The 22,042-nt window shown below is 69.0% G+C and carries 20 protein-coding genes; 12 read left to right on the forward strand and 8 right to left on the reverse strand.

From position 1 onward, the window contains the following. Positions 1-118 precede the first annotated feature (118 nt). The 3 genes from A8G15_RS14730 to A8G15_RS14740 all read left to right on the forward strand — a co-directional run bounded on the left by A8G15_RS14730 (position 119) and on the right by A8G15_RS14740 (position 3,300). Positions 119-1,744: an AMP-binding protein gene (locus A8G15_RS14730; protein WP_068160692.1), complete on the forward strand. Its 1,626-nt coding sequence runs from the start codon at positions 119-121 to the stop codon at positions 1,742-1,744. A 104-nt stretch (positions 1,745-1,848) separates the two neighbouring features. Beyond that, entirely contained in the window at positions 1,849-2,706 is an 858-nt protein-coding gene (gene map, locus A8G15_RS14735) for a type I methionyl aminopeptidase (protein WP_068160695.1), read from the forward strand. A gap of 27 nt (positions 2,707-2,733) precedes the next feature. Further along, positions 2,734-3,300 (forward strand): alpha/beta fold hydrolase, encoded by a 567-nt coding sequence (locus A8G15_RS14740; protein ID WP_068160699.1) that lies wholly within the window; start codon positions 2,734-2,736, stop codon positions 3,298-3,300. A 48-nt stretch (positions 3,301-3,348) separates the two neighbouring features. Here A8G15_RS14740 and mtr read toward each other — a convergent pair whose 3' ends face one another. Next, positions 3,349-4,722 carry a mycothione reductase gene (mtr, locus tag A8G15_RS14745; RefSeq protein WP_068160702.1) on the reverse strand — a complete coding sequence of 458 codons (1,374 nt, stop codon included), beginning with the start codon at positions 4,720-4,722 and terminating at the stop codon, positions 3,349-3,351. Continuing rightward, a complete protein-coding gene (locus A8G15_RS14750; RefSeq protein ID WP_068160753.1) occupies positions 4,719-5,747 on the reverse strand; it encodes an alpha/beta hydrolase in 1,029 nt (342 codons plus the stop codon). The genes mtr and A8G15_RS14750 overlap by 4 nt, the downstream gene beginning before the upstream one ends. Positions 5,748-5,987: 240 nt before the next feature. Here A8G15_RS14750 and mqo point away from each other — a divergent pair, with 240 nt between their 5' ends. From mqo to A8G15_RS14765, 3 genes are all read left to right on the forward strand, one after another. Next, entirely contained in the window at positions 5,988-7,517 is a 1,530-nt protein-coding gene (gene mqo, locus A8G15_RS14755; RefSeq protein WP_082899909.1) for a malate dehydrogenase (quinone), read from the forward strand. Positions 7,518-7,618: 101 nt separating this feature from the next. Beyond that, positions 7,619-8,836 (forward strand): uroporphyrinogen-III C-methyltransferase, encoded by a 1,218-nt coding sequence (cobA, locus tag A8G15_RS14760; RefSeq protein WP_068160708.1) that lies wholly within the window; start codon positions 7,619-7,621, stop codon positions 8,834-8,836. Positions 8,837-8,919: 83 nt separating this feature from the next. Beyond that, complete coding sequence (locus A8G15_RS14765) at positions 8,920-10,341, forward strand: MFS transporter (RefSeq protein WP_245687851.1); 1,422 nt, start codon at positions 8,920-8,922, stop codon at positions 10,339-10,341. A gap of 20 nt (positions 10,342-10,361) precedes the next feature. Here A8G15_RS14765 and A8G15_RS14770 read toward each other — a convergent pair whose 3' ends face one another. From A8G15_RS14770 to yaaA, 3 genes are all read right to left on the reverse strand, one after another. After that, positions 10,362-13,073 (reverse strand): cation-translocating P-type ATPase, encoded by a 2,712-nt coding sequence (locus A8G15_RS14770; protein ID WP_068160757.1) that lies wholly within the window; start codon positions 13,071-13,073, stop codon positions 10,362-10,364. Positions 13,074-13,198: 125 nt separating this feature from the next. Next, a complete protein-coding gene (gene ppk2, locus A8G15_RS14775; protein ID WP_082899911.1) occupies positions 13,199-14,101 on the reverse strand; it encodes a polyphosphate kinase 2 in 903 nt (300 codons plus the stop codon). Between the two features lie 112 nt (positions 14,102-14,213). Continuing rightward, the gene (gene yaaA / locus A8G15_RS14780; RefSeq protein WP_068160711.1) at positions 14,214-14,957 is read right to left on the reverse strand and encodes a peroxide stress protein YaaA; all 744 of its coding nucleotides are present in this window, start codon (positions 14,955-14,957) and stop codon (positions 14,214-14,216) included. 53 nt (positions 14,958-15,010) lie between these two features. On the opposite strand from yaaA, the gene A8G15_RS14785 reads away from it, so the two are divergent. Together A8G15_RS14785 and A8G15_RS14790 are read left to right on the forward strand one after the other, a co-directional pair. Beyond that, positions 15,011-16,753 (forward strand): proline--tRNA ligase, encoded by a 1,743-nt coding sequence (locus tag A8G15_RS14785; protein WP_068160712.1) that lies wholly within the window; start codon positions 15,011-15,013, stop codon positions 16,751-16,753. 125 nt (positions 16,754-16,878) lie between these two features. Then, on the forward strand, positions 16,879-17,544 hold the full coding sequence (locus tag A8G15_RS14790) for an O-methyltransferase (protein ID WP_068160715.1): 666 nt from the start codon (positions 16,879-16,881) through the stop codon (positions 17,542-17,544). A 94-nt stretch (positions 17,545-17,638) separates the two neighbouring features. Here A8G15_RS14790 and A8G15_RS14795 read toward each other — a convergent pair whose 3' ends face one another. From A8G15_RS14795 to A8G15_RS14805, 3 genes are all read right to left on the reverse strand, one after another. Then, positions 17,639-18,460 carry an SDR family NAD(P)-dependent oxidoreductase gene (locus tag A8G15_RS14795; protein ID WP_068160717.1) on the reverse strand — a complete coding sequence of 274 codons (822 nt, stop codon included), beginning with the start codon at positions 18,458-18,460 and terminating at the stop codon, positions 17,639-17,641. Positions 18,461-18,584: 124 nt separating this feature from the next. Further along, positions 18,585-19,031, reverse strand: coding sequence for a ferritin-like domain-containing protein (locus A8G15_RS14800; protein WP_068160719.1), 447 nt, complete (start codon positions 19,029-19,031; stop codon positions 18,585-18,587). Continuing rightward, positions 19,028-19,516, reverse strand: a complete 489-nt coding sequence (locus A8G15_RS14805) for a conserved transmembrane alanine RICH protein (protein ID WP_068160722.1) — start codon at positions 19,514-19,516, stop codon at positions 19,028-19,030. The genes A8G15_RS14800 and A8G15_RS14805 overlap by 4 nt, the downstream gene beginning before the upstream one ends. Before the next feature lie 156 nt (positions 19,517-19,672). Here A8G15_RS14805 and rimP point away from each other — a divergent pair, with 156 nt between their 5' ends. From rimP to A8G15_RS14820, 4 genes are all read left to right on the forward strand, one after another. Further along, positions 19,673-20,278, forward strand: coding sequence for a ribosome maturation factor RimP (gene rimP, locus A8G15_RS14810; RefSeq protein WP_068160725.1), 606 nt, complete (start codon positions 19,673-19,675; stop codon positions 20,276-20,278). Then, entirely contained in the window at positions 20,275-21,300 is a 1,026-nt protein-coding gene (gene nusA / locus A8G15_RS14815) for a transcription termination factor NusA (protein ID WP_068160726.1), read from the forward strand. Before rimP ends, nusA begins: the two co-directional genes overlap by 4 nt. A gap of 44 nt (positions 21,301-21,344) precedes the next feature. Further along, positions 21,345-21,677 (forward strand): YlxR family protein, encoded by a 333-nt coding sequence (locus tag A8G15_RS29925; RefSeq protein ID WP_082899915.1) that lies wholly within the window; start codon positions 21,345-21,347, stop codon positions 21,675-21,677. Between the two features lie 160 nt (positions 21,678-21,837). After that, on the forward strand, positions 21,838-22,042 hold a 205-nt coding region (locus A8G15_RS14820; protein ID WP_156665405.1), incomplete at its 3' end, for a translation initiation factor IF-2 N-terminal domain-containing protein.

Here is a 22,042-nt window from a genome sequence, read left to right on the forward strand (position 1 = left end):
GGGGGTATCGGGAAAGTTCTGTGACTCGGATCATAGAGGTGGCGGTACGTTCGGGTGACGCGCATCCCCGTGACGTGCCGCGACGACCCTGTGAACGCTCGACGAGGAGGACGGATCGATGGCTGCCGACTTCGCTGCCCGTGTCCGCGAACTGCTGGACCGCTACGACACCGCGGACGCGTGCGCCGCCGACCTGCTGTGCGACGACCACCCTGCGGACGCGGTCGCGTTCACCGTCGTCGACGCCGACCTCACCTCGAAGGATCTGACGTACGGCCACCTGCGCGAGGAATCGACCCGGTTCGCGGCAGCGCTGAACGATCTCGGCGTCGAACCGGGCGACCACGTCGCGACCCTGATGGGCAAATCCACCGACCTGGTCGTCGCGCTGCTGGGCATCTGGCGTCGCGGCGCCGTGCACGTACCGCTGTTCACCGCGTTCGCATCGCCGGCCATCGCGTTCCGGTTGCAGGCCAGCGGCGCGAAGGTGGTGGTCGCCGACGCCGACCAACTCGGCAAACTCGCGCCGGGGGAGGACATCCCCGCGGATGCGCCGTGGCAGATCGTCGTCGCGGGGGACTCCGGCGACGCCGGGGTCGGGCTTCATTTCGCCGAACTGCTCGAAGCCCACACCGGCGACGATCCGCGCGGTGCGGCGGTCGCCGTCGGCGGTGCCGGTGGTCTCGTGCAGCTGTTCACGTCCGGTACCACGGGAACGCCGAAAGGCGTGCCGGTTCCGGTGCGGGCGCTCGCGTCGTTCCACGCGTACATGGAATTCGGTCTCGACGTGCGCGCCGACGACGTGTTCTGGAACGCCGCGGACCCGGGCTGGGCGTACGGCCTGTACTACGCGCTGCTCGGTCCGATGGCCGCCGGCCGGCGCAGCATCCTGCTGCACGCCGGATTCTCGCCGTCGCTGACCTGGCAGGTGATGGACACGTTCGGCGTCACCAATTTCGCGGCCGCGCCCACGGTGTACCGCAGCCTGCGTGCCGATGCCGACACCGGACCCGAAATCCGGCTGCGACGCGCATCGTCGGCGGGTGAGCCGCTCACCCCGGACGTGCTGAACTGGTCCGAGCAGAAATTCGGTGTCGTCGTCCACGACCAGTACGGGCAGACCGAGCACGGCATGTTCGTCGTCAACGCGTGGGGCGAGGGCCTGCTCGAGGACGTGCCACCGATGTCGATGGGCAAACCGCTGCCCGGCTGGTCGGTCGCCGTGCTGAAGGACGACAGCGACGAACTCGCCGACCCGAACGAAGTCGGCCGCGTCGCGATCGACACCCACGCCAGCCCGCTGCTGTGGTTCACCGGCTACGTCGACGCACCGCAGAAGACGAAGGAACGTTTCAGCGAGGACGGCCGCTGGTACCTGACCGGCGACGCCGGCCGCGTCGACGAGAACGGTTTCTACTTCTTCTCGTCCCGCGACGACGACGTGATCATCATGGCCGGTTACCGGATCGGGCCGTTCGACGTCGAGAGCGTGCTCGTGCTGCACGAGCAGGTCGTCGAGGCCGCCGTCGTCGGCATGCCCGACGAGTTGCGCGGCGAGGTGCTCGAGGCGTTCGTCGTCCTCCGCGAGGGTATCGAGGGCACCGACGAGCTCGAGGTCGAGCTGCAGCAGCTGGTCAAGAAGAAGTTCGCTGCACACGCCTATCCGCGGACGGTGCACTTCGTGCCGAACCTGCCGAAAACCCCCAGCGGCAAGATCCAGCGGTTCCTGCTCCGTCAGCGCTGAGCGCGTCCGGCGGGTGCTGAGCGCGTCCCGCGGGTGCCGAGCGCGTCCCGCGGGTGGTGCCTCGACGGCATCACCCGCGGGGCCGGGGGCATATCCTGGTCCGCATGTCTGTGCGCACAGCTCTCGTCCCCGGCACCCCCACCCCCGTTCGTTCGGTTCCCAAGCTCCTCGAGCGTCCCGAGTACGCGTGGAAGCCGACCGCCAAGGAAGGCAGCGAGCCGTGGGTGCAGACCCCGGAGACCATCGAGAAGATGCGTGAGGCGTCCCGGATCGCGGCGCAGGCCCTCGCCGCGGCGGGCGCGGCCGTGGCGCCCGGTGTGACCACCGACGAACTCGACCGCATCGCTCACGAATACATGTGCGACCACGGCGCCTACCCGTCCACGCTCGGCTACCGCGGCTTCACCAAGTCGTGCTGCACCTCGCTCAACGAGGTCATCTGCCACGGCATACCCGACTCGACCGTGATCGAGGACGGCGACATCGTCAACATCGACGTCACCGCCTACATCCACGGCGTGCACGGCGACACCAACGCGACCTTCCTGGCCGGCGACGTCTCGGAGGAGCACCGGCTGCTCGTCGAGCGCACCCGCGAAGCCACCCGGCGGGCCATCAAGGCCGTCGCGCCCGGACGTGCCCTCAACGTCATCGGCCGCGTCATCGAGGCCTACGCCAACCGATTCGGCTACGGCGTCGTCCGCGACTTCACCGGCCACGGTATCGGCGAGACCTTCCACAACGGCCTGGTCATCCTGCACTACGACCAGCCGGCCGTCGAGACGGTCATCGAACCGGGCATGGTCTTCACCATCGAACCGATGATCAACCTCGGCACCGTCGACTACGAGATCTGGGACGACGGCTGGACGGTCGTCACCAAGGACCGCAAATGGACCGCGCAGTTCGAGCACACCATCGTCGTCACCGACACCGGATGCGAGATCCTCACACTGCCGTGACGCCGCGATCGCGTACCGTTCTGCGGCATGGAAGCGACTGACGTGAGCACCGCGAGCGGCACCGTCCGGGTACGGATCGACGGACCCGAGAGCAGGCACACCGTGCTGCTGCTGCCCGGCGCGGGGGAGACCGCCGACGTGTTCGACGCGGTGTGCGAGCGCCTGCACAATTCCGACCTGCGGACGATCGTGCCGGAGAGCATCGACGGCCTCGACCCGGCCGCGGTGTTCGCGCTGCTCGACGAACTGAAACTGCCATGGGTGCACCTGGCGGGCAGCGGTGCCGGTGCGGAACTGGCGTGGGCCGTCGCGGCGGGTCGGTTCGGCCGGTTCGCGAGTCTCGTCGTCGCCGACCGCGGTCACCCCGCAGTTCCCGACGCCGGCGGTGCCGTGCGCGACGGATCGGCGCCCGCCGCCGAGGTCCCCACCACCGTCGTGATCGGAAGCGGCGCGCGCCGCGCCGAGGCCGACGGATCCATGCGGTACGTCACGGGAGAGTTCCGGGTCGTCGAACTCGACGGCATCGACAACGTCCCGGCACAGGCCCCGGCCGAGTTCGCGTCGGCGATCGCCCTGCGCACCGGAAGCTGGTAGGACGACGGCGCCCGGTGCCGCCCTCACGGAACGGCACCGGGCGGCCGGTCACAATCCCAGCAGCGCGTTCTCCACGACCTCAGGCAACCCCGGATGGATCCAGTACTGCCCGGTCGCCATCTCGTGGGCGGTCAGTCCGAAACTCATCGCCTGGATCAGCGGCTGGATCACCGTCGACGCCTGCGCACCCATCACGTGCGCGCCGAGCAGCAGACCCGTCGACCGGTCGGCGATCAGCTTGCAGATGCCCTCGGTGTCCTCCATTGCCCAGCCGTACGCGACATCCCCGTAGTTCTGGATCTTCACGGAGATGTCGTATCCCTGCGCGCGGGCCTGTTCCTCGGTGAGCCCGACATCCGCGATCTGCGGATCGGTGAACACCGCTGCCGGCACGAAGCGGTGGTCGGTGCGGCGCAACGCCGCGGTGTCCCCGGACCAGGCGTCCTGCAGCAGGTTGTGCTGCACGACCCGCATCTCGTGATTCGCGACGTGCTTGAGCTGATACGGCGACGACACGTCACCGAGCGCGAACACCCCTCGTGCGGTGGTGCGCTGGAACTCGTCGACGACGACGCGCCCCTGCTCGTCCAGCTCCAGCCCGCCGGCCGCCGCGTCGAGCTCGTTCCCGTTCGGTTGCCGTCCGACCGCGACCAGCAGCGCGTCACCCGCGACGACCGTGCCGTCGGAGAGCACGACCTCGACACCGTCACCGACCGGGCGGAACTCCTTCGCCGGATTCGACAGGTGCACGTCCCACTTCGCCTGCGCGATGCGCGTGAACCGCTCGGAGACGTCCGTGTCGAGGTGACGTAGTAGCCGGCTGCTGCGCGCCAGGATCGACACCCGCACACCCAGCGCGGAGAACACGTGCGCGAACTCCATCGCGATGAATCCGGATCCGAGGATCACCAGCGATTCGGGCAGCTTCGGCAGCCGCATCACGTCGTCGTTGGTGTGGTACTTCACGCCGCTGTCGCGAACCTCCTGCGGCACGATCGGCCGGGATCCGGCGGCCACCACGATCTGGTCGGCGGTGATCGTCTCGCCCGTGCCGGTGTCGAGAGTGCGCTCGCCGACGAACCGCGCGTGCCCGTCGAACACCGTGACGTTGGCGCAGTCCTCGCGCCGGTACCGTTCGCCGCCGGCCGAGATCGGGTCGATCCGCCCGAACACCCGGTCGACGATGTCGTTCCAGCGCACACCGTCGACACTCGCGTCGATGCCGTACTTCGCGGCGGTACGGACGGTGTGCGCGACCTCGGCCGCGTACACGTACATCTTCGTCGGAATGCATCCGACGTTGAGGCAGGTGCCGCCGAAGGTGCCCTCTTCGAGGATCGCCACCTTCTTGCCGTCGTAGCGCTCGTCGAGGATCGAATTGCCCGATCCGGAGCCGATGATCGCGAGGTCGTAGTGGGTCACGCGGGGTCTCCTGCGGTTCGTGTGTGCACGCTGCTGTCGTGGCGGCTGCTGTCGTGGTTGTCCAACCCGTCCAGCCACCGGTCCAATTCCCGGAACGCCACGGCGAGCGGTCCGGGAGTGGACAGGAAGACGTCGTGACGGGCCCCGTCGATCGGGACGATCGTGGTGCGGTCGCCCAGGCACCCCGCCCACCGGGCGATCTGCCGCACATCGAGGACGGCATCGACGGTGTCGATCGCCGGGTCGTACTTCGGAGCGGATCGGCTCGCCGTGGACCGCAGGATCAGGGAGGGCACCCCGATGTCGAGTCCGCGATGCAACTGTGCGTGCCCGCACCGCACCGCCCGCAGCCACCCGAACGTGAGAGGAAAACCGGCCAGCGGTTTCCAGTCGAGGTTGTAGCTCCAGCCGCCCGTACGCAGGCTCACCCCGTACGTGTCGAGCTTCTGGGCCGGAACGACGTCCTTGGGCCGGAGACGTCCGAGGACGTCGATCGCGACCGTGCCCACGTTGCGCAGATAGGACGGTCCCTGCAGGTCGAACCAGGGACTGTTGAGAACGACGCCGCTGATCCCGGCGCCCGCTGTGCCACCGGGCCGCCTGTTCAGACGGTCGAGCCACAGCGGCAGCACGAGGCCACCCGTCGAATGCGCGACCAGCAGCACGTCCCCGCCCGTCTCGGCGCGGACGATCCGCAGGGCCTCGTCGAGCTCGGTGTCGTAGTACGACAGGTCGGTGACGAAGTGCGCCGTGTGGCCGTCGGCGCGGGATCGTCCGCACTTGCGCAGGTCCAGGGCGAAGAAGCGGTAGCCCTGCTCCGCGAAGTGCTCGGCGAGATGCTGCTGGAAGAAGTAGTCGGTGAACCCGTGCACGTAGAGCACCGCACGGCGCGGGGCATCCCCGTCGGCAGGCTGGTAGCGGACCAGGGTCGCGCTGATCTCGCCTTCCCCGTCCGGATCGGTGCCGAGCGGGAGAACGAGCTGCTGATAGCCGTCACCGAGGATGTCGGGCTGCCAAGTAGTCACCATCACACTGTATTGGTGTTCAAGCCGGATCGTGGCGGGGGCACAATTGGGGGGAAGGAAACGCCGAGCGACGTGCGGGTAACCTGTTCGTCGCAGTCGGCGCGGCTGTGGTGGTTCCCAGATCCGTTCGTGAGCCGATCGGAAGTGGAGCGGGACCACGGACGTGCACGGGACACCCACGAGCCCCGGTCCTCGAGGATCCGGCGGTGCGTGCGAACAGACAAGGAAGTCGATCCTCCAGTGGCAGACAACGTGTTAGAGGCGAAGACCGATGTAGTGCTCATCGGTGCAGGCATCATGAGCGCCACCCTCGGCGCGCTGCTGCGTCAGTTGCAGCCCGACTGGTCGATCACCGCTTTCGAGCGGCTCGACGCCGCCGCGGCGGAGAGCAGCGATCCCTGGAACAACGCCGGAACCGGTCACTCCGCGCTGTGCGAGCTGAACTACACCCCGGCCAAGACCGACGGCACCGTCGACATCACCAAGGCGATCAACGTCAACGAGCAGTTCCAGGTCTCGCGCCAGTTCTGGTCCTACGCCGTCGACAACGGGATCCTGTCCGATCCCAAGAACTTCATCAACCCGATTCCGCACGTCAGCTTCGTGCACGGCGCCGACGACGTGAAGTACCTGCGCGCCCGGTACGACGCGCTGGCCGGCCACCCGCTGTTCGCGGGCATGGAGTACTCCGAGAGCCCCGAGCTGTTCTCCGAGCGTCTGCCTCTGATGGCGAAGGGTCGTGACTTCTCCGACCCGGTCGCCGTCAACTGGACCTCGACCGGCACGGACGTCGACTTCGGTGCGCTCACCAAGCAGCTCATCAACAACGTCGCCGCCTCCGGTGGCACCGTGTTCTTCGGTCACGAGGTGACCAACCTGTCGAAGCAGTCCGACGGCAGCTGGATCGTCAAGGTCCGCAACACCCGCACGCGGGAGTCCCGCAAGGTTCACGCGAAGTTCGTCTTCGTCGGCGCCGGTGGCGGTGCACTGCACCTGCTGCAGAAGTCGGGCATCAAGGAGGCCAAAGGCTTCGGCGGCTTCCCCGTCTCGGGCGCGTTCCTGCGCTGCACCAACCCGGACGTCATCGCCCAGCACAGCGCCAAGGTGTACGGCAAGGCCGCCGTCGGCGCGCCGCCGATGTCGGTGCCGCACCTGGACACCCGCGTCATCGGCGGCAAGCAGGGTCTGCTGTTCGGTCCCTACGCCGGCTGGTCGCCGAAGTTCCTCAAGCAGGGTGGCGTCATGGACCTGCCCAAGTCGATCAAGCCGAACAACATCATGTCGATGCTCGGTGTCGGCGCGACCGAACTCGGCCTCGTCAAGTACCTCGTCGGCGAGCTCACCCAGTCGCCGCGCGACCGCATCGGCACCCTGGCCGAGTTCGCGCCGCAGGCGAAGCTCGAGGACTGGGAGCTGATCGTCGCCGGTCAGCGCGTCCAGGTCATCCGCCGCAAGGGCGCCGGCGGCGTGCTCGAATTCGGCACCGCCGTGGTCAGTGCGGAGGACGGTTCCATCGCCGGTCTGCTCGGTGCGTCCCCGGGTGCCTCCACCGCCGTGCCCGCCATGCTCGACGTCCTCGAACGCTGCTTCCCGCAGCAGTGGACCGGTTGGCAGGGCAAGCTGCGCGAAATGGTGCCGTCCCTCGGGACGAAACTGTCCGACGATCAGGCGCTGTTCGACAAGGTGTGGCACTGGAGCACCAAGTCGTTGCAGCTCGACGTCACCTCCGTGGCGGAGACGACCGCCCCGATCGAGCCCGCATCGGTCTGATCCGACCGACACGACCCGACACCTGTCACAGGCCGGTCCGCACGGCGCGGTCCGGCCTGTGACACGTCGCCAACCAGAAGTGGGGAACCCCGGTGCCATCCATGCCTGCGGACGAGACCAGCTACCTCGTCGGCCTGAATCTGTCCGGTCGCCGGGTGGTCGTGGTGGGCGGCGGTTCCGTCGCCCAGCGACGCCTCGGTCTGCTCGTGGCCTCCGGGGCCGTGGTGCACGTCGTCGCCCGGGTCGCGACGCCCGCGGTCGAGAGCATGGCCGCCGCCGGCCACATCACCCTGGAACTTCGCGACTACCGCGACGGGGACCTCGACGGTGCCTGGTATGCGCTGGCCTGCACGAACGAACCCGACACGAACGCGGCGGTCGTTGCCGAAGCCGACCGCAGCCGAATCTTCTGCGTCCGCGCCGACAACGCCCGTCACGGCAGCGCCGTCACCCCCGCCACTGCGGCCTACGACGGCCTGTCCATCGGTGTCCTCGCCGGCGGCGACCACCGTCGCTCTGCCGCCGTCCGCACCTCGATCCGGGAGGCTCTCGCCGGGGGCGCCGCGATCGCCGACACCGCGCCGGCTCCGGTCGGCGTGGCGCTCGTCGGTGGCGGCCCGGGCGATCCGGACCTGATCACCGTGCGCGGTCGCCGGCTGCTCGGCCGCGCCGATGTCGTCGTCGCCGACCACCTCGCGCCGCAGGAGCTGCTCGACGAACTCGGCCCGCACGTCGAGGTCATCGACGCGTCGAAGCTGCCGTACGGGCGGGCGATGGCGCAGCAGGCCATCAACGACACGCTCGTCGACCGGGCGAAGGCCGGCAAGTTCGTCGTGCGGCTCAAGGGCGGCGATCCGTACGTGTTCGGCCGCGGCTTCGAAGAACTGCAGGCGTGTGCCGCCGCCGGGGTGCCGGTCACCGTCGTCCCGGGCATCACCAGTGCGATCTCGGTGCCGTCGGCGGCCGACGTCCCCGTCACCCATCGCGGCGTCACCCACGAATTCGTGGTGGTCAGCGGGCACGTCGCCCCCGATCACCCGGACTCCCTGACGGACTGGCCGGCGCTGGCGCGGCTGCGCGGAACCCTCGTGCTGCTCATGGCGGTCGAGCGGATCCAGCAGTTCGCCGACGCCCTGCTCGCCGGCGGACGTCCCGCGGACACCCCGGTCGTCGTCGTACAGGAAGGCACGCGGCGCACCCAGCGGGTGCTGCGCGCCGACCTGCAGACCGTCGCGGCCCGCGTGCGCGAGGAGCAGATCCGGCCACCCGCGATCATCGTGATCGGCCCGGTCGCGGGCCTCACGGCGGATGCCGGGTGAGCCGGATGCTGGGTAACGTCGACGGGGTGTCGGACTCCTCGAAGCCCACCCGCTCCGCGACGGCCGGGGCACTGGGCCTGGCCATGCTGGTCCTGAGCGGCCTGCAGCTGATGGTCGTGCTCGACGGCACCGTCGCGAACCTGGCACTGGCCCCGCTGCAGGCAGAGCTGGGACTGTCCGACGCCGGCCGCAACTGGGTGCTCACCTCGTACGCGCTCGCGTTCGGCGGACTGATGCTGCTCGGCGGCCGCTTGGGCGACAGTTTCGGCCGCAAACGCATGTTCGTCGTGGGTGTCGGCGTGTTCACCGCTGCGTCGCTGCTGTGTGGTCTCGCGAGCGGTGAGTTCATGCTCATCGCCGCCCGCGCGTTGCAGGGTGTCGGCGCCGCGATCGCCTCGCCGACCGCGTTGGCTCTCGTCGCGACCACGTTCGCGCCCGGTCCCGCCCGCAACCGTGCGATCGCGGTGTTCGCGGCGATGACCGGTGTCGGTTCGATCGCCGGGCTGATTCTCGGGGGAGCGCTCACCCAGGTGTCCTGGCGCTGGATCTTCCTCATCAACGTCCCCATCGGGGTCCTCATCGTCGTGGCCGCGTCCCTCGTGCTGCGGGAGACCGCAACCGAACGGCTCGCGCTCGACGTGCCCGGCGCGGTCCTCGCGACCCTCGGCTGCACGGGTGTGGTGTTCGGTCTGAGCGAAGGACCCGAGATGGGCTGGGCGAGCCCGGCCGTGATCGGCGCGCTCGTCGGAGGTGTCGTCGTCCTCGGGCTGTTCCTGCTCGTGGAGCGGCGCGCCGAGAATCCACTGCTGCCGTTCGTGTTGTTCCGCGACAGCTCCCGGGTCGCCACGTTCGTCTCGATCTTCTTCGCCGGCGCCGTGATGTTCTCGCTGGCCGCGTTCGTGGCGCTGTTCGTCCAGGACATCCTCGGCTACACCCCGCTGCAGGCAGGTCTGGCGTTCGTGCCGTTCGCGTTCGGTCTCGGCGGCGCGGCGGCGGTCGCGTCGAAGCTCGTGGTCCGCGTGCAGGCGCGCTGGCTGGTGGTCGCGGGCGCGGTGATCATGAGCGTGAGCCTGTTGTTCGGGTCGACGATGGACGCGACGGTGCAGTACCTGCCGACCCTGTTCGTGCTGGTGCTGATCGTCGGTTTCGGGGTGGGTCTGGCATCCGTGCCGCTCCCGTTGTGCGCGATTGCCGGGGTCGGGACCCACGAGATCGGCCCCCTGTCGGCGATCGCCCAGGTCGCTCAGACCCTCGGCGGTCCCATCGGCCTGGCGGTGATCGGCGCGATGGCGACCTCCCGGACCATGGCGAACGGCGGCACCTCCGGTGCGGTCGCCGACATGACCGCCGCGCAGCTCGCCGCGCAGGGGGACGGTTACATGTTCGCGCTCGTCGGTTGCGCGGTGTGCGCGGTGATCACCGGTGTCGCGGCGTTGTTCATCCGGTTCACCCCGCAGCAGGTCGCGCAGGCGCAGGAGGCAGAGAAGGCCGCCCAGAACGTCTGAGTCCGGGGCCGTCCCACCGGTCACACCGCGTGGGCTCGTTCCGGCTCGACCGCGGCGGAGGCCGCGAGGGGTGTCCGCGTACCCGCCGCGCGGCGTCGCCGGATCGCCTTCTCGATCTCGATCACGACCGGCACGATCACCGACAGGCCGATGCACGCGAGCCACTGACCCCCGGTCAGCGAGGTGGTCATCAGCAGCTTCTGCAGGAAGTCGAGTTCGACGGCGAGCACGGTGATGATCGTGGGGATCGCGAGGATCTTCACCGCGCCCAGGATCGGCGGTGCGAAGCCCGTCTCCGGATCGCGCCGCATCACCAGCCCGCCGAGGATCGACCCGAGGGACATGACCACGAACGCCATCGTCATCGGCACGTTCGCGACGGTCGAACTCATCTCGCCGGGCGCGAGGAACAGCGCGGCCAGGGTGACCGCGAACTCGACGGCACCGTAGAAGACCCACTGCCACAAGGCAAGCGGATTGGTGATCGGCACGGCCGGGTCCCGCGGCGGCTTGCTCATCAGGTGCGGCGGCGACGGGTCGTGCATGATCACGATGACCGGGAACATGGTGACGAAGAAGTTCTGGAACAGCACCATCAGCGGGGTGAGGGCGACACCGTCGTTGATGTCGAACACGCTCGCGACGAGGAACAGCAGGATCAACGAGAACAGTTTGGCCATCTGGCAGCGGATGAACGCGACGATCTTGTCGTAGATGCTGCGGCCCAGGCTGATCGCGGTGACCAGGGTCCCGAAGTTGTCGTCGGTCAGGATCATGTTCCCGGCCTGCTTGGTGACTTCGCTGCCGGATCCCATCGCCACACCCACGTCGGCCTGCTTGAGTGCCGCCGCGTCGTTGACGGCGTCGCCGGTCATCGCGACGATCGCGCCGTCGCGCTGCATGAGCTCGGCCAGGCGCAGCTTGTCCTGCGGGGTGACCCGGCCGAAGACGTGCAGATTCGGCAGCGCCGCGGCCAGCTCGTCGTCGGACAGTGCCTGAATCTCCGGTCCGCTGATCGCGCCCGGCCCGAGGCCGAGTTCGGCGCCGATCGCGGACGCGGTGATGGCATGGTCCCCGGTGATCATGCGCACGTCGATGCCCGCCGCGTGCGCGGTGCGCACGGCCTCGACGGCCTCGGGCCGCAGCGGATCGATGATGCCCACCATGCCGACGAACGTCAGGTCCTGGACGAACGACATCGGATCGGCGGTGACCTCGGCCTCCCGGCCGTCGAGGAGGCGCGCGGCGAACGCCAGTACCCGCAGCCCCTTCTCGGACATGCTCCGGTTGGCCGCGAGGATCTGGTCGCGCACCGAATCCATCGGTACCTGCCCGTCCTCGGTGAACGCCGTCCCACAGCGGGCCAGCACCACGTCCGGTCCGCCCTTGACCAGTTCGACGAACGTGTCGCGGCCGTCCAACGGCAGATGGTGGAAGGTCGCCATGAACTTGTACGCCGAATCGAACGGGACCTGGGCCACACGTGGATAGGCGCGCCGGGTCTCCTCGGCGTCGACCCCGATCTTCGCGGCCAGCACCACCAGCGCCGCCTCCGTCGGATCGCCGACCACGACACCCGCATCGGAGACGGTGGCGTCGCTGTCCAGGCACAATCCGTACGCCAGCCGTGTGAAGTCGGGTGTCTCCGCCCCCGCGACGTGGCGCAACGCTCCGGTCTTCGCGTAGCCCTCGCCCTCGACGGTGAACCAGCGACCATGGAAGTACAGCGACCGCGCCGTCATCTGGTTCATGGTCAGGGTGCCGGTCTTGTCGGAATTGATCGCACTGGTCGCGCCGAGCGTCTCGACGTCGTTGAGGTTCTTGACGATCGCCTTGGCGTCGGCGAGCTGTTTGGCCCCGTACGACAGCATGGACTGCACGAACGTCGGCAGGCCCGTCGGGATCGCCGAGATCGCCATCGAGATGCCCAGCAGCAGGACCGTGGTGGCACTCTGGCCGCGCAGCAACCCGATGACGACGATCACCGCGACCGCTCCCCAGGCGACGATGCCCAGCACCTTCGTCAGCGAGCCCAGTTCGCGTTGCAGCGGGGACTTCTTGGGCGCCACCGCCGACAGCATGGACGCGATCCGGCCCATCTGCGTCTGCATTCCCGTTTCGGTCACCACCATCGTCGCGGTGCCGCGGGTGACCGACGTGTTCTGGAACAGGATGTTGCTGCGGTCGCCGAGAGTCACATCGGCGGAGCCGAGCGTCGCCACGTCCTTCGCGACGGGGGCGCTCTCACCGGTCAACGCCGCCTCCTGGGTTTCCAGGGTGGCGGAGGTGAGGATCCGGCCGTCTGCGGGCACCAGGTCGCCCGCCTCGAGATCGACGATGTCGCCCGGGACGAGATCGGTCGAGGGGATCTCGGTGAGGGTGCCGTCGCGCACCACACGGGCCTGCGGGACCTGCATCTTCGCGAGCGCGTCCACGCTCGCCCGCGCTTTCAGCTCCTGCCTGGTACCCAGCACCACGTTGAGCACCACCAGTGCGGCGACGGTGAGAGCGACCGGAATCTGGCCGATGACGATGCCGACCACGACGACCGCCACCAGCATCACGTTCATCGGGTCGGTGAGCTGCAGCAGCGTGATCGCCCACAGCGACGGTGCGGGTTCGGACGCGATGATGTTGGGTCCGTAGCGGGCACGACGCTCCTCGACGGCGGCGCTGCTCAGCCCGGACCGGTCGTCGGTGGACAGCGACGCGGTCACGGCACCGGGTTCCATGGCGTGCCACGGCTGTGCGTCGGGAGGAGCGCCGGCCGGCGGGACGTCTGCCGCGGGCGTGTCGCGCGACGCGGATCGTTGACCGAGCATGCTCTGGTACCTCCTCGCGCCGGTGGGCGTGATGGTCAGAAGGGGGTGGGAATCCAGTCCACGACGAGACCGGGATCGCGATACCCGTCCGGTTTCTGTCGTTCGGGCAGCGTGATCTCGGGGAGTTCCAGCGGCTCGTATGGCACCCGGTTCAGCAGGTGGGTGATGATGTTGAGCCGCCCGCGCTTCTTGTCGTCGTTGAGCGCGACGTGCCAGGGCGACCATCCGGTGTGCGTGAGCCGGAACATCTCGTCGCGTGCTCGCGAGTAGTCGTACCAGCGGCTGTAGGACTCGAGGTCCATCGGGGACAGTTTCCAGGTCTTGCGCGGATCGTTGATGCGGCTCTGCAGCCGCAGCGTCTGCTGTTCCTGGCTCACCTCGAGCCAGTACTTGATCAGGATGATCCCGGACTGCTGGATCGCGCGTTCCACCGCCGGGACGAGCTGCAGGAACTGATCGGTCTGCTCCTGGGTGCAGAATCCCAGGACGGGTTCGACGCCCGCGCGGTTGTACCAGCTCCGGTCGAAGATGACGACCTCACCGGCTGCGGGCAGGTGCGGCATGTACCGCTGGAAGTACATCTGCGACTTCTCGCGATCGGTCGGGGCGGGCAGCGCCACGACGCGGAAGACGCGCGGACTCACCCGTTCCGTGATCGCCTTGATGACACCGCCTTTCCCGGCGGTGTCACGGCCCTCGAACAGGATGCAGACCTTCGCGCCCGTGGCCTTGACCCACTCCTGCATCGCCACGAGTTCGGCGTGGAGCGGTTTGAGGAGCTTGCGGTATTCCTTGTTCTTCATCGGCGGCAGATCGAGATCGACGCCGATCGGCGGGGGATGGAGCTCACCGGTGTGCGCACCGGTTCCGCCCCCCGCTGCCTCGTGCCCTGCTGCCTCGTGCCCTGCTGCCTTGCTTCCCTTGGACTTCTTCCCCATGGGCGCTCCCGCGTCGGCTGTAGGGTTCAGAACTATACGGCAGCACCCGGGCCATCGCCGGGAAACTCCACCGGCTCCGTGCCGGTGCCGGATGTCGTTGTCGCAGTTGCCCTCAGGTCAGCACGATCAGTTCGGTGCGGGACGCGACCTCGACCCGAAGGCCCGCCTTCGCCGCGACCCGCGCCACCGCCTCGACGTCGGCCGGTTCCGCGCGGGTGACCACCAGTGCCCGAGCCAGCAGACCCTTGTGGTGCTTGTTGAAGTGACTGACGACCTTGCGGGTGCCGTCCGGCTGCTCGGTGAGCACGGTCGCCGTCACCGCGCCGGGCACCGGCCCGAGCTGCTGGTAGATCCCCGATCGCAGGTCGACGACGAGATCGCCCGCGGCTTCGGTCGTCAGCGCGGCGGTCAGTTCCGGCTTCCACAGGGACGACAGCGTGGTGAACCCGGGCAGCTTCGAACCGCCCGACAGGCGGTAGGCGGGGATCGGATCGCCCGCGCGGATCGCCCCGAACAACGCCGAGCCCATCCCGATCCGCCGGTACGCCTTCTCCCGCTGCGCCCGGGTGAACGACTTCGCGTCCAGCGCGTCGAACAGCACCCCCGTGTATCGCTCGAGCGCGGGCCGCGTCGCCGACACCCACAACTTGGCGTTGCGTTCGATCTCGTCGGCCTGCGTGGCACCGAGCCCGAGGGCACGCATCGACGCGTCGGTGTCGGCCGCCAGGTCCACCAGAGCCTGCACGAGCATCTCGCGCGTGTCGGTCAGCTGCGGCATCGACAGCTCGCCCAGATCGAGGGGCGCGCCGTTGCCGCCGTCGGACTTGGTTTCGGAGGGAGGCAGAAGCACCAGCACAACCGCATACCGTACCGAGGGCGGACGAGGGCCTGGAGGTAGGCTGCCTTTCCGTGATCACCCGCATGTCGCACCTGTTCCTCCGCACGCTCCGCGACGACCCGGCCGACGCCGAGGTCGCCAGCCACAAACTGCTCGTCCGAGCGGGCTACGTGCGGCGCATCGCGCCGGGCGTCTACTCGTGGCTGCCGTTGGGACTGAAGGTGCTGCGGCAGGTCGAGCGGGTCGTCCGCGAGGAGATGAACGGCATCGGCGCGCAGGAGATCTCCCTGCCCGCACTGCTCCCGCGCGACCCCTACGAGACCACCAACCGGTGGACCGAGTACGGCGACTCGCTGTTCCGGCTGCAGGACCGCAAGGGCGGCGACTACCTGCTCGGCCCCACCCACGAGGAGATGTTCGCGCTCACCGTCAAGGGTGAATACAACTCCTACAAGGACTTCCCGGTCACCCTGTATCAAATCCAGGCGAAGTACCGAGACGAGGAACGGCCCCGCGCCGGCATCCTGCGCGGCCGCGAGTTCATCATGAAGGACTCCTACAGCTTCGACCTCACCGACGAGGGCCTGGCTTCGTCGTACCGGGCGCACCGCGACGCGTACGAACGGATCTTCGCGCGGCTCGGCGTCAAGTACGTGATCGTCTCCGCGACCTCCGGCGCGATGGGCGGCAGCGCATCCGAGGAGTTCCTCGCCGAGTCCGACGCCGGCGAGGACACCTACGTGCGTTGCCTCGAATCGGGATATGCCGCGAACGTCGAGGCGGTCGAGACCCTCGCTCCCGAGCCGATTCCGTTCGACGGCCTGCCCGATGCGGTCGTACACGACACCCCGGACACCCCGACCATCGAATCGCTCGTCGCCGTCGCCTCGGAGATCCTCGGACGGGAGGTCGCGGGCGCGGAGACCCTCAAGAACATCCTCGTCAAGGTCCGGCAGCCCGGTGGTGAGTGGGAGCTGCTCGGCATCGGCATCCCGGGCGACCGGGAGGTCGACGACAAGCGACTGGAGGCGTCGCTCGAACCCGCCGAGGTCGAGTTGCTCGGCGACGCCGACTTCGCCGCCAACCCGTTCCTCGTCAAGGGGTACATCGGTCCGAAGGCATTGCTGGACAACGGAGTTCGCTATCTCGTCGACCCGCGCGTGGTGGACGGCACGAGCTGGATCACCGGTGCCGACGAAACCGGCAAGCACGTGTTCGGGCTGGTGGCCGGCCGCGACTTCACCCCGGACGGCACCATCGAGGCCGCCGAGGTCCGCGACGGCGACCCGTCGCCCGACGGCGCCGGCGCGCTCGTCTCGGCACGCGGCATCGAGATCGGTCACGTCTTCCAGCTCGGCCGCAAGTACACCGACGCGTTCGCCGTCGACGTGCTCGGGGAGAACGGCAAGCCGGTACGTCCCACCATGGGGTCGTACGGCGTCGGCGTCTCGCGCCTCGTCGCGGTGATCGCCGAACAGCAGCACGACGACAAGGGCCTGCGCTGGCCCGCCGAGGTCGCGCCGTTCGGGGTGCACCTGGTCATCGCGAACAAGGACGACGCCGCCCGTGAGGGCGCCGAAGGACTGGCCGCGGACCTCGACAAGGCGGGCGTCGAGGTGCTCCTCGACGACCGCAAGGCGTCGCCGGGCGTGAAGTTCAAGGACTCCGAACTGATCGGTGTGCCGCTGGTCGTCGTCGTCGGACGCGGCTGGTCCGAGGGCAACGTCGAACTGCGCGACCGCTTCACCGGTGAATCCCGCGAGGTCGCGGTCGCCTCGGCGCTCGACGAGATCCTCGCCGCCGTCCGCGGCTGATCCGGGCGCGGTACGGCAGATCCCGCTCCTTCAACCGTCTCCTTCAACCGAGCGAATGTATCGTTCGCTCGGTTGAAGGAGACGAACGGTACATTCGCTCGGCGCAGGCACGGCAGACTCGGGTCATGAACAGCGATCCAACGTGGCAGACGACCGACGACTATCTCACCGACATCCTCATCGGGGGGGACGACGCGCTCGACAGCGCCCTGGCTGCGAACAGCGAGCAGGGGCTGCCGCCGATCGACGTCTCCGCCCCGCAGGGCAAGTTCCTGCACCTGCTCGCCCGCGCGGTCGGTGCCCGCAAGATCCTCGAGATCGGCACCCTCGGCGGCTACAGCACCATCTGGTTCGCCCGCGCCGTCGGCTCGTCGGGTCGCGTGATCACGCTCGAATACGAACCGCACCACGCCGAGGTCGCGCGTGCCAACCTCGACCGTGCCGGCGTCGGCGACATCGTCGACATCCGGGTCGGTGCCGCACTGGACTCGCTGCCGCACCTCGGCTCCGAGGCGCCGTTCGACCTGGTGTTCATCGACGCCGACAAGGAGAACAACCCGCGCTACGTGCGCGCGGCGCTCGAGCTGTCGCGGCCCGGGACGGTCGTCGTCGTCGACAACGTGGTGCGCGGCGGAGCCGTCTCGGATGCGGGACTCGACGACGAGCGGATACGTGCGAGCCGCGAGGTGCTCGAGCTCATCGCGTCCGAGCCGCGACTGGACGGCACCGCCCTGCAGACCGTCGGCAGCAAGGGCTGGGACGGTTTCGCGCTCGCCCTCGTGACCGGGTAGCGCTCCCGTTCGGATCGGCCGAACCCGAGCGAATGCACCGGTTCGTCTCCGCTGACCGATCGGCTGTACCGTTCGCTCGGAGAAGGGCGGGGCGTCAGAACAGGGGGCCGCCACCGAACACGCTGCGGTGCGAGGGCGGACGGTGCCCGTCGTCGGTGAGGTCGTAGTCGCGGGCGAGTTCGGCGGTGACGAACGTGTGCCCGCTGCGCTCGGCGAGTTCCGGGTCGTCGGTCAGCGCCGCGACCACGGCACCGATGAACTCGGGCGACTCGGCATCCGCGACCGGGAATCCGGCGATGTGGGTCATTCCGCTCGCGACGATCTTCTCGGTGCGCACGATGCCCGGCCACAGCGACACCGTGTGCACGTCGTGGTCGCGCAGATCGGCAGCCATGTCGGAGGCCATCTTGTCGAGGCCGGCCTTGGATATCCCGTACAGCACCGAATGCAGGTGGCCGCGGGTGCCGAACGACGAGATGTTCACGATCAGGCCGGTGCGTCGCGGCACCATCAGGCGGGCCGCGGCGACCGACGCGACGTAGTGCGCGCGCAGCCCGAGCCCGATCAGGCTGTCCCAGTCGTCGAGCGGTCGCTCCCAGAACGGGGTGTCGAAACCGCCGAAGCCGCGCGGACCCGCCCACACGTTGTTGACCAGCAGGTCGAGCCGGCCGTCCTGCTCGTCGGCGATCTGCGCGAACACGGCGTCGATTGCCTCGTCGTCGCGGTGGTCGCACGCGACCGCGTGCCCGCGACCGCCGCGCTCGGTGATCTCGCAGGCGGTCGTCGCCAGGGGAGCGTCACCGGTCGCGGGCCCTCGTCCGGTCACGTACACGGTCCATCCGGAGTCTCCGAGGATCCGGGCGATGCCCTTGCCGACCCCGCGCGATGCGCCGGTGACCAGCGCGACCCGGCTCACTGCCGGACCTCGGGACGTCGATCGGTGGTCGGGGGAACGGTCGGTTCGGGTCCTGTCGTCGGCACCCCCACGACGGTAGAACACGTTTCGGTTTTGCGGTACGGAATTCCGGAGGACGGGATCTTCAGGGCTGTCCGGGCAGGGCCACGGTGGGAGGTGCGACGCCCAGGTTCACCCGCCACCGCGCGCCGCGCAGGGCCGATTCGGTCAGCGCGTCGACGGCCGTGCCGCGGGTGGGTTCGGTGGTCGCCCGTTCGACGACCGACCGCCACGCGACCGCGACGTCCGTCTCGATCTGCACGGCGAGTTGCGCGGCGCTGACCGGGTCGGTCACCGGGAACGGCACCGTGTATCCGGCCGCGGCGACGGGCGGGGTGACATTCGCCGCGGTCAACGCGTCGATCGTGGCGTCGCGGCGCGCCCGGTGCGCGGCAGTGTCGGCGGACACCTCGTCCCCGCGCGCCGGGTTGGAGAACGCGGCGACGAGACCGTAGCCGAACACGGCGGCGTGTTCGGCGTTCAGTGCGTCGACGAGTGCTTGCTGCTCGGGTCCGAGCCCGGGGGAACTCACGGCAGCAGCACCGCCGTCTCGGTCGCGCACGCCGCGCTGACGGACGCCAGCAGGCCCGCGCGGTAACCGCGCAGGGTGCGAGCCAGATTCGCGGCGTCGCGCTGGGACCGGGTCAGCCGCTCGCGCAGCAGTTCCACGGTCGGAGCCTCGGCCGGCAGGGCCGCGGTCGGGGGAGTCGTCGGGGACGTGGGTGTGGCGCCCACCAGTCGCGCGACCTCGGCGTCGAGCGCCTCGGCGTGTGTCGTGCGTTCGGCGCCGATCGTCGCGAGCGCTTCGGCCCGGTCGGGCGCCACGGCGACGAGGGCGCCGGCGAGAGCGGCGTCCGTGCGTGCCCGCTCGGCCTGTGCGATCAGCGGATCGGGCTCGTCCGTCTCGTCGGACGGTGTGCCGCATCCGGCGACGGTCAGCAGGCCCGCGCTGCCCAGCGCGGCGCCGGACCAGCGCAGCAGTGTTCGTCGGGACACGGGTGACGGGTGTGGTGGCATGGACACCGGACCATCGTGCCAGTCGCGGCGAATCGATCCGGACGCCGCCCTGGTCACGGCACACCGAAATGCGCGATACCCTTGATACCTGCCGGATCGATCCCCGTACCGGCCCGCCTACCGCTGCGACCACAACTGAACGAGGAGCTTGTCGCCATGCCTGTGCCGCCCCCGGAGAGGATTGTCGAGCTCGTCTCGGATCTGATCGAGCGTGAGGGTTACGACCTCGAGGACGTCGTGGTCACGGCGGCCGGCAAGCACAGCACCGTGCGGCTCATGGTCGACAGCGACGCAGGTCTCGGCCTCGACGAAGCCGCCCGCCTGAGCCATCTCGTGTCGGAGGCGTTCGACGCGGTGTCCGATTTCGGTGAGTCGCCGTACATGCTCGAGGTGACCAGCCCCGGCATCGGGCGGCCTCTCACACAGGATCGGCACTGGCGGCGCGCCCAGGGGCGGAAGGTTCGCGTGGACCTGGGTACCGAGTCGCTCGTCGGCCGCATCGGTGAACTCGTCGGTGACGAGATCCGCATCGTGGTTCCGGACCGCAACGGTCCGATCGTGCGGGCGATCCCGCTGTCCCAGGTACGGGCGGCGACGGTCGAGGTGGAGTTCAACCCGCCCAACCCGCGGGAGCTGGAGCTCGCCGGCGGCCTGCCCGACGGCCGGGTGCGCGCGGGCGAGATCGACGAGAACGCGGTCGGGGTGGACGACGACGGCAGTGAAGACGAAGACGACGTGAACGAGACGAAGGTGGACAAGTGAATATCGACATCACGGCGCTGAAGGCGCTCGAATCCGAGAAGAACATTCCGTTCGATGCGCTGATCGAGACGATCTCGACGGCTCTGCTCACCGCCTACCGGCACGTGGACGGTCACCAGCAGCACGCCCGGATCGATCTGGACCGCAAGACCGGTGTCGTGCGTGTGATGGCCGAAGAGTTCGACGCCGACGGCAACCTCGTCTCCGAATGGGACGACACCCCGGCCGACTTCGGCCGGATCGCCGCGACGACAGCCCGGCAGGTCATCATGCAGCGCATCCGTGACGCCGAGCATGAGCAGCGCTTCGGTGAGTTCGTCACGCACGAAGGGGAGATCGTCGGCGGCGTCGTCCAGCGCGACACCCGCGCCAACGCCCGCGGCATGGTCGTCGTGCGAATCGGTGGCGACAACGGCGCCGAGGGTCTGATCCCGCCCGCCGAACAGGTACCGGGGGAGACCTACGAGCACGGTGACCGCATCAAGTGCTACGTGGTGGGAGTGGCGCGGGGACAGCGCGGGCCGCAGATCACCCTGTCGCGGACCCACCCGAACCTGGTTCGCCGGCTGTTCGCGCTCGAGGTCCCGGAGATCGCCGACGGATCGGTCGAGATCGTCGCGGTGGCCCGCGAAGCCGGGCACCGGTCGAAGATCGCGGTGTACTCGCAGGTGCACGGGCTCAATGCGAAGGGGGCATGCATCGGTCCCATGGGTCAGCGTGTGCGCAACGTGATGCGTGAGCTCGGCGAGGAGAAGATCGACATCATCGACTTCGACGAGGATCCGGCACGGTTCGTCGGTAACGCCCTGTCGCCGTCGAAGGTGGTATCGGTCACCGTCGTCGACCCGGAGGCCCGGGCCGCGCGCGTGGTCGTCCCCGACTTCCAGTTGTCCCTCGCGATCGGCAAGGAAGGCCAGAACGCCCGCCTGGCCGCCCGCCTGACCGGATGGCGGATCGACATCCGGAGCGATGCCGCGGCGGGTGACGATGATCACTCGGGTGCCGCTTCGACAGGCAGGTAGGGGTGGAATGCGGGCTTCCGGGCGAATCGGCGGTAGAGTGGTCGATGGTTCAGCATGAGCCGTCGTCGTCACGTGGCGCGCGCACCGGTCCGGTACGTACCTGCCTCGGGTGTCGGCAGCGATCGCTGACTGCCGATCTGCTGAGGATCGTGGCACGGGAAGTGGAGCCGAAACGCTTCGTTCTGGTGCCCGATCCCGAACGCAGGCTCACCGGGCGGGGAGCGTGGTTGCATCCCGATCCGGAGTGTCTGAGTCAGGCGGAGCGGCGTCGAGCATTCGGCAGAGCGCTGAGGGTGCCCGGGAATCCGGACGCGGCGGCGCTTGTTCAGCTGGTCGGGTCCGGCGACGGAGCATCACTCGGCGTAGCACCGCAGTGAGATCGACGGCAGGGACACCAACGCAGTGACATCGAACTCTGAGAAGAACAGGCACGAACACTCATGAGCACACCGTGAAGCACCAGCGATGAACGTCCATCGGAGATAACCCGAGGTCGTGCGGGCAACCAGCCGCTCGACCTCATCAGTGAGGAGAGCAGTGGCAGGCAAGCCCCGCGTGCACGAGTTGGCGAAAGAACTCGATGTCACAAGCAAGGTCGTACTCGAGAGGCTCAAGGAGCTCGGCGAGTTCGTGAAATCCGCGTCGTCGACGGTCGAAGCGCCCGTCGCACGTCGCCTGCGTGAATCCTTCGGCAAGGCCACGAGCGAAGGCTCGTCGGCAGCCCCGACCCCCGGCCCCAAGC

The organism is Rhodococcus phenolicus, from assembly GCF_001646785.1.
GTDB classification, from domain to species: Bacteria; Actinomycetota; Actinomycetes; order Mycobacteriales; family Mycobacteriaceae; genus Rhodococcus; species Rhodococcus phenolicus.

Bases quoted from the DNA above. Each gene is read 5' to 3' on its own strand.
- A8G15_RS14765 (WP_245687851.1), top strand. From the start codon at position 8,920: ATGCTGGTCCTGAGCGGCCTGCAGCTGATGGTCGTGCTCGACGGCACC.
- A8G15_RS14740 (WP_068160699.1), top strand. From the start codon at position 2,734: ATGGAAGCGACTGACGTGAGCACCGCGAGCGGCACCGTCCGGGTACGG.
- A8G15_RS14790 (WP_068160715.1), top strand. From the start codon at position 16,879: ATGAACAGCGATCCAACGTGGCAGACGACCGACGACTATCTCACCGAC.
- map (WP_068160695.1), top strand. From the start codon at position 1,849: ATGTCTGTGCGCACAGCTCTCGTCCCCGGCACCCCCACCCCCGTTCGT.
- ppk2 (WP_082899911.1), bottom strand. From the start codon at position 14,101: ATGGGGAAGAAGTCCAAGGGAAGCAAGGCAGCAGGGCACGAGGCAGCA.
- A8G15_RS14805 (WP_068160722.1), bottom strand. From the start codon at position 19,516: ATGCCACCACACCCGTCACCCGTGTCCCGACGAACACTGCTGCGCTGG.
- A8G15_RS29925 (WP_082899915.1), top strand. From the start codon at position 21,345: ATGGTTCAGCATGAGCCGTCGTCGTCACGTGGCGCGCGCACCGGTCCG.
- A8G15_RS14730 (WP_068160692.1), top strand. From the start codon at position 119: ATGGCTGCCGACTTCGCTGCCCGTGTCCGCGAACTGCTGGACCGCTAC.
- cobA (WP_068160708.1), top strand. From the start codon at position 7,619: ATGCCTGCGGACGAGACCAGCTACCTCGTCGGCCTGAATCTGTCCGGT.
- rimP (WP_068160725.1), top strand. From the start codon at position 19,673: ATGCCTGTGCCGCCCCCGGAGAGGATTGTCGAGCTCGTCTCGGATCTG.
- A8G15_RS14770 (WP_068160757.1), bottom strand. From the start codon at position 13,073: ATGGAACCCGGTGCCGTGACCGCGTCGCTGTCCACCGACGACCGGTCC.